The following is a 13457-nucleotide window of genomic DNA, read 5'->3' as shown; positions in this document are numbered from 1 at the left end:
TAAAAACTATACAAGAAGAAAAATCACTTATTAACCACACTTTTAATGATTATTTGTGACTTGTTCAATCCATTTAGTCAGTTGAAAATTGATTACTTTTGTAAAAATTATCATTTTTATGCAAGTTGACCTTTCGAAATTAGATCCAAAGAAAAATATCATCATAAAAGGCGCGCAAGTACATAACCTAAAAAATGTAGATGTTGCGATTCCCCGAAATAAATTAGTGGTTATCACAGGACTTTCGGGTTCCGGAAAATCAAGCTTGGCTTTCGATACTTTATATGCCGAAGGACAACGCCGCTATGTAGAAAGTTTATCTTCCTATGCAAGACAATTTCTTGGACGATTAGATAAACCAAAAGTAGAATACATCAAAGGAATTGCTCCTGCGATTGCTATCGAACAAAAAGTAAATACGACAAACGCACGTTCTACAGTAGGAACTTCAACCGAAATATATGATTATATAAAATTGCTGTTTGCCCGAATCGGAAGAACATATTCTCCTATTTCTGGTCGTGAGGTCAAAAAAAATACGGTTACCGATGTAGTTACCGATGTGAAAAATTTTGAACTAGACAGCAAATGGTTGCTTATTGCTCCTATTCATTTAGAAGAAGGACGAAAACTGGAAGACAAACTAAAAGTACTTTTACAACAAGGTTTTGCGAGGATTTTGGTAAACAATGAAATGATTCGTTTAGACGAAATTGACCAACATTCTTTAGACAATAAAGACATAAAACTCATTATTGATAGGATTGTGGTCAAAAATGAAGAAGAGTTCTACAATCGATTGGGTGATGCGGTGCAAACGGCTTTCTTTGAAGGAAAAGGAATCTGTCATTTACAAGAATTAAACTCCGATAAAAAGTATTCCTATTCCAATAATTTTGAATTGGACGGAATTACATTTTTGGAACCAAACGTTCATTTATTTAGTTTCAACAATCCATACGGAGCGTGTCCTGTTTGCGAAGGCTATGGAAACATTATAGGAATTGATGCCGAATTAGTGGTGCCAAATACTACTTTATCCGTTTTTGAAAATGCTATTTTCCCATGGAGAGGTGAAAGTATGAGTTGGTTTCGCGACGAATTAGTAAATAACGCTTACAAATTTGATTTCCCTATTCACAAACCTTATTACCAATTATCTGAAGATCAAAAAGAATTAATCTGGAATGGAAATAGCTATTTTCAAGGTTTAAATGATTTTTTCAAGGAACTGGAAGAAAAGAATTATAAAATTCAAAACAGGGTTATGCTTTCGCGTTACAGAGGTAAAACCAAATGTCATTCCTGCAAAGGAAAACGCTTGAGAATTGAAGCTTCGTATGTAAAAATTAACTCAAAAACAGTTTCTGATTTAGTTGATTTGCCTATCAAACATTTGGTTACTTTTTTCGAAAATATTGACTTAGATGTTTATGAAAAACAAATAGCGAAACGATTGCTGGTAGAAATCAATAATCGTTTATCTTTTTTAACCGAAGTAGGACTGGATTATCTGACATTAAACAGAAATTCTGCAACACTTTCCGGAGGAGAATCGCAGCGTATCAATTTAGCAACTTCTCTAGGAAGCAGTTTGGTTGGATCGATGTATATTCTGGATGAGCCGAGCATTGGTTTGCACCCAAAAGATACAGAACGCCTGATAAAAGTACTGTTATCTTTAAGAGATTTAGGAAACACGGTTATTGTGGTAGAACATGATGAAGATATCATGAAAGCCGCAGATATGATTATTGATATTGGACCGGAAGCAGGCACTTTTGGTGGTAATTTGGTAGCACAAGGCACGTATGATGAAATTCTAAAATCAACTTCACTGACCGCTAAATATTTGAATGGAGACTTAGAAATTACTGTTCCCAAAAAACGCAGACTTTTCAAGAATTTTATCGAAATAAAAGGAGCTCGAGAAAACAATCTTCAAAATATAGATGTAACTTTTCCTCTGGATGTATTAACTGTTATTACCGGAGTTTCAGGAAGCGGAAAAAGTACGCTTGTTAAAAAAATCCTTTTTCCGGCGATGCAAAAAAAGCTGGAAAATGTTGGTGAAAAAGCAGGGCAATTCAGCGAAATATCAGGTTCGTTTTCGCAAATTAAACATATTGAATACGTAGACCAAAACCCAATAGGAAGAAGTTCCCGTTCAAATCCTGTGACGTACATTAAAGCGTATGATGATATTCGGGAATTGTATGCCAAAGAAAAACTATCAAAAATAAGAGGCTATCAAGCCAAACATTTTTCTTTTAATGTTGACGGAGGAAGATGTGAAACCTGCAAAGGAGAAGGTTCCATAAATGTAGAAATGGTTTTCATGGCCGATGTGCAATTACCATGTGAAACCTGTAACGGAAAACGATTTAAGAAAGAAGTTCTGGAAGTCGCTTTTGAAGGTAAAAATATTCATGATATTCTAACCCTGACGATAGATGATGCAATTGCTTTTTTTATAGCTAATAAACAAACTAAAATCACTCAAAAATTGCAGCCTTTACGAGATGTAGGCTTGGGTTATGTACAATTAGGACAATCTTCTTCTACACTTTCCGGTGGAGAAGCGCAGCGTATAAAACTCGCTTCATTCTTGGTAAAAGGAGCCACAAAAGACAAAGCTTTATTTGTTTTTGACGAACCTACAACCGGATTGCATTTTCATGATATCAAAAAATTATTGGCTTCTTTTGATGCATTGATAGACAAAGGTCATTCGATTCTAGTAATTGAGCACAACCTTGATCTCATCAAATGTGCCGACTGGATTATTGATTTAGGTCCTGAAGGAGGAGAAAATGGTGGAAAATTATTAGCCGTTGGAACGCCTGAACAAATAGTAAAAATAAAAGGTTCCGTTACTGGAAAATACTTAAAGGAAAAACTATAAAAATGCTATTCTGAATAGCATTTTTCTTCAAATGTATTTCCATCTTCATCAATAGCTATCACAATATTTTTTTCTTTGGAAGATACATAAGTTAAATAAATCCAGCCAACTGACCAAACTCCTAATGTCATACAACAAATTAAAAAATTAAACCCGTGATCGACCTCTTTCCTGCCTTTTGATAAAACAGCAAAAGGTAAAGTATCATTTTTTTCTATAATAGTAAATCCATGGTGGATTCTATTAGCTATGATACTAGAGAATTTTTGTAAGCTTTCTTCGTTAATGTATGGATTGCTTTTCATAATTATTGGGGTAAATTACTTTAGCTATTTAATTATTGTCTTTTCTAAAGATAACAACTGCAAAAATAAGGATAGTCACTTATTTGTACAATACCCACTTTTAGTGATTTTTGATCACTGCAAAACAATTAAACGACTATTAACTTTTACAATTAAATTTCTCTACAAATATATTTTTTTAGATCCCTCAAAAGTTACACAATAATTATTTAAAGTTATAATATTCACATACCGACTCCCTTAATCACCAATACAATAAAGACTTGTATCATTATTTTATAAGAGAGAAAACCCGAATTTGAGGTGAGATTTTGGTTGAAAAATTATTTTAAAAATTAAGATTAGTCGTATTTTCTGAACTGAAAAAAAATTACAACTTGATTCTTAACTTTTTCAAAACAACATCTAAAGCTTGATTAATTTCAATAGAAATAACAAATTTGTAGTTGATATAAACATACAAAAGGGTAACTAAAATTGATTTTAATCCAATGCTAATTATTGGGCTAAAAGGAAATTCCCAAAAATAAAATGCCAAAAATATTCCAAAAGTAATTCCTAGAGAATACAATGTCTGATTTGTAAATGGATACAAATGCATTCGTTTGACAACAAAAAGTAATTTAGCCAAACTGTATAAAGTTATAGATAATAAAGTAGCGACTGCAGTTCCTGTTATGGCATATCTAGGGATAAAAAACATGTTTAAGCCTACTGTCAAAAAAACAAGCAATAATCCTAAAAACAAAACCATTCGATAATATTTTGAATTGAAAATGATAGCATTGTTATTTCCTAAAATCAAATCAAAATATTTAGATATACCAATCAAAAATACCACAAGAATTCCTCCACTATATTCTTTTGGAACCATTACATACAACTGATTGATATTAACAAAAATACACAACATCACAAAACCTCCAACAACTTGCAGATTTATTGAAGTTTTTTTGTACAAATCATTTAATTCATCGTGTTTATTCTCATGCATCAATTTAGCCGTTATTGGATAGGTAATCTGATGCATCGCACGACTAGGAACAGCAATAACAGAAGCAATATAAGTCGCAACTGAATAATAGGCTATATTCTCAATCTTAATATATTGATTCAGCATAATCTTATCAATATCCAGCAACATAACCGCAACACTACCTGATAAAATAATGAAAAAAGTGTATACTAAAACATCTTTCACATTTTGAGGAATGGAGAACTGAAAAGCAGGTTTTTTTATTCGGAAAGCATAAAACATCGTAATAATAAAAGCCAGAAAATAAATAATAGCCGTAACATAAATAAATTCTACAACACTAATCCATTTGTAATAGACTCCAATCAAAGCAAATAACGAAAATAATCTAAGTCCAACCTCTTTAACAAAATTTCCAAAAACTGAGTGCATGTGAACCCTTGCCCAAGCATAAAAAATTTCGAAATATGCCATACTCAGCCCTATAAATGGAATAAGCCACAAATAATCCTTAACTACAGGATTTTCCTTGCTCAAGTACAATGAAATAGGTTCAAAAAAGAATAAGCCAATCAATACTAAAGGAATACACAATAATAAAGGGATTAGCACTGTAAATGATAGAAACTGAGAGCGTTCTTCTTCTGTTTTATATTGAGTATAAAACTTCACCAAAGTATTTTGCATCCCAAAAGCCAATAAAGGCATAATAATATTTGCCCAAGAAAGAATATAATTAGTTAAAGCATAAAATACTGTTCCTAAAAAAAATGGATACAAATAAAGTGTGTTGATTGCCCCAATTCCAAAACCCAAATAGGTAATTATCGTATTCTTTAAAGATTGATTTAATACTATTCCCATTTTAGGCGTTTAAAGTTTAAGGTTAAAAGTAGATCGAACTTCTAATTTTATTGGATTAATTGTACCAATTCTTTGGTAAGATTTTTTCTGGAATAGCGTTGTAATCCAACTCCGTTTGCTTGTAATTTACCCTCCAAAAACTGATTATAAAAGTCCAAAATTACACTTTTAAGTTTCATTTTCTCCGAATAATCAAAAAATACGCCTGTATTGGTTTCTGTTATGATTTCGGCAAAATCAGATCCGTTAGGACCAATCGCAACAATAGGTCTGTTTGAAACCATATATTCAAATAATTTTCCTGGAATAATACTTTTAGTATCTTCAGAATCAATTTCTATAAGCAACAAAACCTGTGATTTTCTTTGGTGCGCAATCGCTTCTGCATGCGAAACATAACCCAAATTATTCAAATAGGAATTAAGCCCAAATTGAGTAATCGTTTCCAAAACTTCCTGACTTACAGCACCTATCAATTTCACTTCCAAATGCGATTTAAAATCAGGAATCTCATGTAGCAATTCGACTAAACTTTCCCATAAAATCAGAGGATTTCTCTCAGAAAGAAAAGAACCAATATGCGCTAAGCTAAACTTTGAATCTAAGGTTTGTTTTCCAACTTCTTCCGTATCATAACCATTCGTTATTACCACAATAGGCTTAGTGGTAATCGCTTGAAATTCAGTTTTGGTAGTTTTACTGGTTACTATAACTGTGTCGGCTGTATTCAAAACCCGATGCTCTAATGCTTTGTGTTTCTTGGCAGCAAAACGAGACAATCGTAAGGATTTATGATAGCCAATAGTAGTCCAAGGATCCCGAAAATCGGCAAACCATTTTAAATCTAATTTTTGTTTTAATTCCAATCCAATAAGATGCAGACTATGCGGCGGTCCAGAAGTAACAATGGTGTCAATATTATTTTCTAAAATGTATTTTTCCAAATAAGCAACCGATGGTTTTACCCAAAAAACACGTGCATCCGGAATAAAAAGATTTCCACGAATCCAAAGAAATGTTTTATCCAGAAAAGATTGTTTTTTCTGATTTGGAATAATTCCTGAACTGATTTTCTTGGTTTTGTTTTTCGAAAGAAAAGAAGCCAGTTGATACGGTTCAAAAATCTTCTGTTTCAGAATAATCGCTTTATCCGAAACTTCTTTAACCAAGTTCTCATCAACAATAGGATACGTTGGATTCTCCGGAATGTATACAATTGGTTGAATACCAAAATCCGGCAAGTACTTAACAAACTTAAGCCAACGCTGTACTCCAGGTCCTCCAGACGGTGGCCAATAATAGGTAATGATTAAGAGTTTTTTTGGTTCCAAGTTTAAGGTTTAAGGTTTAAGGTTACAAAACCTCAGAATTCAACATAATTATTCAATATTCAAAAAACTTTAAACTTTAAGCTTTAAACCTTTCTTCCTTTCGAAATAAATCCCAACGGCTAAAAGTAACAGCATTCCTATTGAACTTATCAACGTAATTGTACTTCCGGTTTTTATCACTTGAGGTTCAAACTTGAATTCTACTTTATGATCCCCTTTAGGAATTATTAATCCCCTTAAAACATAATCAACTCTAATATGATCTGCACTTTTTCCATCAATGTAGGCATTCCAACCTTTTCCATAATACATTTCGGAGAAAACGGCTAAACCTTCGTTTGAATTATTAGACACATATTTCAAGTAATTAGGTTTGTAATTTTCTAAAATTATAGTGGTTGAACTGTCTTTGGCGAAAGCCGTATTTTTAATTTCAAAATCTTTACTATTTACAACTGCTACATTTTTAGAATCCAAACTATCCAACGCTTTCATCTCTTCATCAGCAGAATTCACCAATTTTACCTGGCTCACAAACCATGCATTTCCATTAACAGCTGGATTTGATACTGGGAATTCTTTCCCTTCTTTATCCTTTTGGATAACATACTTTACATTAAGCATGTTAAGGACTTCAATGTTATTTTTTGAAATTTGATAGTCAATTAATTGCTGCATTCTTCTAGGTCTTACGGCACTGTAACCACCAATAGATTTATGGAAATAAGAAGCTCTTGCCCCCATGATATCGCCCACTTCAAAAACGCGATAATTAGCCGTGTCTTTTAGAATCTCAGCATCAGAAGGTGACTCTTGAAAAGGCACTTGAACTTGACTTCCGCTTACAAAATCTTTCCCGGAAACATATTTTTTATCTACAAAAAACAAATCGGAAACCATCAATAAACCTACAATTATAATGGCCGTATTTTGAGCAAATCTATCTTTAATGAACAACCATAAAACGCCTGCTGTTAACATAATAAAAAAGCCTGAACGCAATAAATCAGCACTATACAAGCTCATTCGATCCAGTTTAAGGGCGCTCACAAACTCAGGACCGTAACTTTCTTGAAAATAAGCATCGTTTCCTCCTGAAAAGCTAAACATACTTTTGCTTAAAAATAAAATCAAAATAATTCCTAAACCTAATATTGTAGTTTCATACAATGCTTTCCATTGCAGTTTTTTGTCTAATTTGAAGAAAGACTGTAATCCCATAATAGCCAAAACTGGGAAACACAATTCCAAAACAACTTGTATAGAAGATACCGCTCTGAATTTATCGTACATTGGAACATAATCAATAAAAAAGTCAGTCAAAACAGGGAAGTTTTTACCCCAAGAAAGAACTAACGCAACTATTGAACCAGAGAGAAAAACATATTTAATCTTTCTTTTATCGATAAATAAAGCCAAAATCGCCAAAAAGAACACTACAATTCCAATATATGCAGGAGCTGCCACAATAGGCTGATCACCCCAATACGTTGGCATTCCCGAAACAAAATCAGTTGCCTGATCCTCCGGAACTCCCTGACCTATCATGAATTCATACATATTACTGTCTTTACCTACAGCCTCATTATTAGAACCACCAAAAAGTCGGGGTGCAATAAGATTAAAACTTTCCATTACTCCATAACTGTACTCCGTAATATAGTCCTTAGACATTGAAGAAGTAGTTTCGTTTTTTGAACCGTTTGGATTAAATGTCAGTTCGCTTTTCCCACGAATACTAAAATCAGCATATTCAGAAGTTGCTAATAGATTTGTAGCATTGGCACCAATAGCTAAAATTCCTGCCGCAGCTAATATCCCAAAGGAATACAACAAGGATTTATATTCCTTCTCTTTTACTTGCTGATATATAAAATAAGCAGAAAGTATCAATAGGAAAATCAATAAGTAGTACGTCATTTGGAAGTGATTCGCATTGATTTCTAATGCTGTCGCAAAAAGAGTAATCAAGCCTCCCAGAATGTATTTTTTTTGAAATACCAAAATAAATCCGGCAATAACCAGCGGCATATAAGCAATAGCATGCGCTTTGGCATTATGCCCAACTCCAAGAATAATGATCAAATAAGTAGATAAACCAAAGGCTAATGCACCAAAAAAGGCTTTCAAAGGATCGGCTTTTAGTACCAGCATCAAACCGTAAAATCCAAGGAAATATAAAAACAAATAATCCGCAGGACGCGGTAAGAATCGCAATACATCGTCTATTGCACCAATATAATCGTGTGGATATTTGGCTCCCAATTGATACGTTGGCATTCCACCAAAAGCAGAATTAGTCCAATACGGTTCAACATCATCAGTGGCTCTAAAGTCATTTTGTTCTTTGGCCATTCCTGTATACTGCACAATATCTGACTGGAAAATTTGTTTTCCTTGCAATACAGGATAAAAATATAGGAGAGAAATTACAACAAAACCAAATATGGCTAAGGCGTGTGGATAGAACTTATTTATTATTTTCAATGTAAAATGGTTTGGATTAGAGTAAAAACGGTGCTAATAACGACAAATTTAATCTATTTCTTCGTAATCAACATAATCTCCCACTTTTTTGGTTTCGCGTGGATTTTTAGCATTTGCCGTATTGTATATTACTTCATCCTTACTTTGTGTTTTTTTCCAAGTATTATCTTGCGCGTACTGTTGCTGCTTCTGCATATTTTCGCCCGCTTTTTCGACTACTTTTTTAACCAATAATGGCAAAAATAGTTTTGCTAGAAATCTAAAAATATAATAGAAAGCGATCATATAAAAAAGCGCTTTTATAAAACCAGTGAAAGAAGCTGTTTGCATATAAGTGTAATTTTTTCCAAAATTAATAAATCAACCGTTCAAAATTAAAATATCTCTCTTAAATAAATAATAAAATATAGTACATTTGAAAAGCGTTATTACTTTTTAACCCAAAAAAAATAATATGTCCAAAATCAAAATCTTACTTATCGCTGCTATTTCAATGATTCCAAGTATTCATTATGGCCAACATACCGATCAAATAAATTCTAACAGACCGGGAGAAACCATGTCGGCTTACGCAGTTGGAAAATCAGTAATCCAAATAGAAACAGGCGTTTACGGAATAAAACAAAATCACAGCTTATTGAATTATGATGCCAATGGTTTTGGAATCGATGCCACCTTGCGATGGGGATTATTCATGGAAAAACTGGAATTGATAGCCGATATACAATACCAAAATGAAAAATACACCACCTTATTCAACAGTTCCAATCGAGCAGATTTCAAACAAACTGTTTTAGGAGCCAAATATTTGATTTACGATCCTTTCAAAAATTACGAAAAAAAGGTAAACATATACAGTTGGAAAGCCAATCGAGCATTCAATTGGCGCCAATTAATTCCTGCCGTTTCCGTATTTGCTGGAGCTAATTTTACTATGGCAGGCAACCCCTATTCTTTTTCACCAGAATCCAGCATATCACCAAAAATTATATTAATTACCCAAAACCACTTGGGTGATGGAAAATGGGTTTTTGTAACCAATATCATAGCTGATTATGTGACAACGGACTATCCAAGTTATGGTTATGTCTTGACTTTAACAAGAGGATTTAATGACAAATGGTCGGGATTTGTAGAAAATCAAGGATTTAAAAGTGATTTTTACAGCGACGCTATTGTTCGTGGTGGCGCAGCTTATCTGTTGAATAAAGACATGCAAATTGACGCATCTATAAGTACAAGCCTTAAAGACACTCCTTCTGCACTTTATGGCGGAATTGGTTTTTCTTGGCGTTATGATGCCAATTACCAAGAAGTAAGAATAAACATTGACAATAAGGATTCTGATAAGAAAGCATTAAAAAGAGCAAAAAAGACAAAAAAAGGATAATGATTACAATTAAAGAAGCTAAAACAAAAAGTGAATTAACGGATTATATCAAATTCCCTTTTTCCCTATACAAAAACAATAAATATTGGGTTCCGCCAATCATTGCCGATGAATTGGAAACCTTCGACAAAACAAAAAATCCGGCTTTTGAAAATGCCGAAGCCTATTTTTATATTGCCTACAAAAACAATGAAATAGTAGGCAGAATTGCAGCAATCATTAATTGGAGCGAGGTAAATGACCAACAAAAAAAGAAAGTTCGTTTTGGTTGGTTTGATGTGATTGACGATATCGAAGTGACAAAAGCACTTTTGGAAAAAGTATATGAGTTAGGTCGAAAAAATAACTTAGACCATGTTGAAGGTCCAATGGGATTTTCCAATTTAGATAAAGTTGGTGTTTTGACGGAAGGTTTTGACGAGATTGGAACTATGATTACATGGTACAATCATCCATATTATGCCCGTCATTTTGAGCAGTTGGGATATCGCGTAGAAAAAGAATACTTAGAAAGTAAATTTCCTTTCGAAAACGTAAAACCAGAGTTTTTTGAAAAGGCAAATGATTTGGTAAAAAGAAGGTATCAATTAAGTCCGCTTAATTTCAAAACTACCAAAGAAGTGATGCCGCATGTAGATAAAATGTTTGATTTATTCAATGAATCGTATGCTTCCTTATCTTCTTTTGTAGCTATTTCTGACGTTCAAAAAGAATATTTCAAGAAAAAATACATCAGTTTTATCAATCCCGAATTTATCAAATTTGTGGAAGATAAAGACCATAATATTGTTGCTTTTAGTATTGTAATGCCTTCCTTTTCTGAAGCATTGCAAAAATCAAAAGGAAAATTATTCCCATTTGGATTCCTTCATTTGCTTAAAGCAAAAAATCAAAGTAAGGATATGATTTTCTATTTGATAGGCGTTCATCCTGATTATCAAAACAAAGCGGTTACAGCGATAATTTTCAATGAATATTACCATACTTTCAAAGAAAAGGGAGTTGTCAACTGTTTCAGAACTCCAGAATTAGCGGATAACCTTGCCATTCATAACTTATGGAAACATTTTAATCCTGTTGTTCACAAACGAAGATGTACTTTCCTAAAGAATTTATAACAACTTAGATTGTACTACTTAAAACACAAAATCCATTTGCCGCGGCAAATAGATTTTGTGTTTTAAATAATGCTGTTTTATAATGAAAACTACATTTTGCAATCAACTTTTGACAAAACGATATTTCCTTCAAATTTTAGTTGTTTCTTGTCTTTAAAAGTGACTCTTCCTTTATTGTCATCTACAACATCTCCATAACCTTCAACATACGTATTTCCTTTTTTCAAAAAAGCAACTTGACGTATTGACGAAACTCCTTCGGACATAAAAGTATAGTCTGCAAAAAGCGTATCGCCTTTTATTTCTCCCACTAAAGTACCTTCATTTTTATCTTTCTCAAAAAAATTATAACTCAATTTCCCAGAAGCAATTTGATTTCCTTTAATATTCAAAGACAAAGAAATAGTGTCTTTTTTAATAATTGCACTATAGCATTCTTCTGAAACTGGTTCTTCTACAACTATTTCTTCAGATGGAGCCGGCATTTCTTCCATTTCTTTTTCTTTTTTACAAGAGACAAAAACACTCATAAAAACGACACTCAATAAAATTACTTTTTTCATAAAATTCAAATTTTAGATTGCATAAATATACTCTTTATTGGCTAAATACATTTCAAAAAAAATCCATCAACAAAAGCTGATGGATTTTTATAAATTTAAAATTGCAATATTTTAGAAACTAAGCATCTAAATCTACTGTAGTTTTAGCTGCAATTTCTTTGTATGTTCCGTTTACTAATTTCTCACGAATAGCTTCAAAAGCCGTTAGTGTTTCGTCAATATCATCCAATGTATGAGGAGCAGTAGGAATAACACGCAATAAAATCATTCCTTTTGGAATAACTGGATAAATTACGATTGACAAGAAAATACCATAATTCTCTCTTAAGTCATTTACCATTACCATCGCTTCTGGTACACTTCCTTCCAAATAAACTGGTGTAACGCAAGTATTGGTATCACCAATATTAAATCCTTTGCTTCTCAAACCATTTTGCAAAGCATTTACATTCTCCCAAAGTTTGTCTTTCAATCCTGGATTATCACGCAACAATTGCAAACGTTTCAACGATCCAACTGTTTGAATCATTGGTAATGCTTTAGCAAACATTTGCGAACGTAAGTTGTATTTTAGGTAATCGATAATATCTTTATCAGCTGCTACAAAAGCACCAATATTAGCCATCGATTTTGCAAAAGTCGAGAAATAAACATCAATTTCATCTTGGCAGTCTTGCTCCTCACCTGCTCCTGCTCCTGTTTTACCAAGAGTACCAAAACCGTGAGCATCATCAACCAAAAGACGGAAATTGTATTTCTTTTTCATTTCTACAATCTCTTTCAACTTTCCTTGTTGTCCACGCATTCCAAAAACACCTTCAGTAATAAAAAGAATACCTCCACCTGTTTCTGTTGCTATTTTGGTAGCACGTTGCAAGTTTTTCTCCATACTTTCGATATCGTTGTGTTTGTAAGTAAAACGTTTTCCACTATGCAAACGAACTCCGTCTATAATACAAGCGTGCCCATCAACATCATACACAATCACATCATTTCTAGTCACCAAAGCATCAATTATAGAAACCATTCCTTGGTAACCAAAATTCAATAAATAAGCCGATTCTTTCATTACAAAAGCAGCTAATTCATTCTCTAATTGTTCGTGATATTTAGTATGACCACTCATCATACGAGCGCCCATAGGAGCGGCTGCACCAAACTCTAACGCTGCATCCGCATCTGCTTTACGCACTTCGGGATGGTTTGCAAGACCTAAATAATCATTCAAACTCCAATTCAAAACCTCTTTTCCTTGAAATTTCATTCTTGGGCCTAAATCTCCTTCTAATTTTGGAAATACAAAATATCCTTCTGCTTGTGAAGCCCATTTCCCTAACGGTCCTTTATTGTTTTGAATCCTTTCGAATAAATCTTTTACCATGATATATTAAGTAATAATTTTAATTTTAAGAAGTTGCAAAAATAATTATTTAAATTTTATAATGGTATTGAAAGTAAATTTATTTTTCAGGAGCTAATTCCTGCTCTCCACTATATCTTTTGTGCCGTCAAAGAAGA

At 33.0% G+C, this 13457-nt stretch carries 10 protein-coding genes; 3 read left to right on the top strand and 7 right to left on the bottom strand.

Annotated features, from left to right (window positions below; genetic code table 11):
• The first annotated feature begins 118 nt into the window (after positions 1 to 118).
• Positions 119 to 2905 (top strand): excinuclease ABC subunit UvrA, encoded by a 2787-nt coding sequence (uvrA, locus tag QLS65_RS06135; RefSeq protein ID WP_282715972.1) that lies wholly within the window; start codon positions 119 to 121, stop codon positions 2903 to 2905.
• A gap of 5 nt (positions 2906 to 2910) precedes the next feature.
• Here the strand turns inward: uvrA and QLS65_RS06130 are convergent, their stop codons facing one another.
• The 5 genes from QLS65_RS06130 to QLS65_RS06110 all read right to left on the bottom strand — a co-directional run bounded on the left by QLS65_RS06130 (position 2911) and on the right by QLS65_RS06110 (position 9198).
• The gene (locus tag QLS65_RS06130) at positions 2911 to 3210 is read right to left on the bottom strand and encodes a hypothetical protein (RefSeq protein WP_099714746.1); all 300 of its coding nucleotides are present in this window, start codon (positions 3208 to 3210) and stop codon (positions 2911 to 2913) included.
• Positions 3211 to 3580: 370 nt separating this feature from the next.
• On the bottom strand, positions 3581 to 5050 hold the full coding sequence (locus QLS65_RS06125) for a lipopolysaccharide biosynthesis protein (protein WP_282715970.1): 1470 nt from the start codon (positions 5048 to 5050) through the stop codon (positions 3581 to 3583).
• A gap of 47 nt (positions 5051 to 5097) precedes the next feature.
• On the bottom strand, positions 5098 to 6381 hold the full coding sequence (locus QLS65_RS06120; protein WP_282715968.1) for a glycosyltransferase family 4 protein: 1284 nt from the start codon (positions 6379 to 6381) through the stop codon (positions 5098 to 5100).
• Between the two features lie 69 nt (positions 6382 to 6450).
• Complete coding sequence (locus tag QLS65_RS06115) at positions 6451 to 8868, bottom strand: YfhO family protein (protein WP_282715967.1); 2418 nt, start codon at positions 8866 to 8868, stop codon at positions 6451 to 6453.
• Between the two features lie 48 nt (positions 8869 to 8916).
• The gene (locus tag QLS65_RS06110) at positions 8917 to 9198 is read right to left on the bottom strand and encodes a DUF4834 family protein (protein ID WP_121342559.1); all 282 of its coding nucleotides are present in this window, start codon (positions 9196 to 9198) and stop codon (positions 8917 to 8919) included.
• A gap of 124 nt (positions 9199 to 9322) precedes the next feature.
• Here QLS65_RS06110 and QLS65_RS06105 point away from each other — a divergent pair, with 124 nt between their 5' ends.
• Both QLS65_RS06105 and QLS65_RS06100 read left to right on the top strand, forming a co-directional pair.
• A complete protein-coding gene (locus QLS65_RS06105; RefSeq protein WP_282715965.1) occupies positions 9323 to 10258 on the top strand; it encodes a transporter in 936 nt (311 codons plus the stop codon).
• Positions 10258 to 11376 carry a GTP cyclohydrolase gene (locus tag QLS65_RS06100; RefSeq protein ID WP_282715963.1) on the top strand — a complete coding sequence of 373 codons (1119 nt, stop codon included), beginning with the start codon at positions 10258 to 10260 and terminating at the stop codon, positions 11374 to 11376. The genes QLS65_RS06105 and QLS65_RS06100 overlap by 1 nt, the downstream gene beginning before the upstream one ends.
• A gap of 89 nt (positions 11377 to 11465) precedes the next feature.
• Here QLS65_RS06100 and QLS65_RS06095 read toward each other — a convergent pair whose 3' ends face one another.
• A complete protein-coding gene (locus QLS65_RS06095) occupies positions 11466 to 11939 on the bottom strand; it encodes a hypothetical protein (protein WP_282712361.1) in 474 nt (157 codons plus the stop codon).
• Positions 11940 to 12057: 118 nt separating this feature from the next.
• A complete protein-coding gene (gene capB, locus QLS65_RS06090) occupies positions 12058 to 13320 on the bottom strand; it encodes a cysteate-C-fatty acyltransferase (protein WP_282712360.1) in 1263 nt (420 codons plus the stop codon).
• Positions 13321 to 13457: the final 137 nt, after the last annotated feature.

Source organism: Flavobacterium algoritolerans (genome assembly GCF_030010385.1).
In the GTDB taxonomy this organism is placed as follows: domain Bacteria; phylum Bacteroidota; class Bacteroidia; order Flavobacteriales; family Flavobacteriaceae; genus Flavobacterium; species Flavobacterium algoritolerans.
The sequence above is the reverse complement of the archived record's forward strand: the minus strand, read 5'-3'. Positions and strand labels throughout refer to the sequence as shown.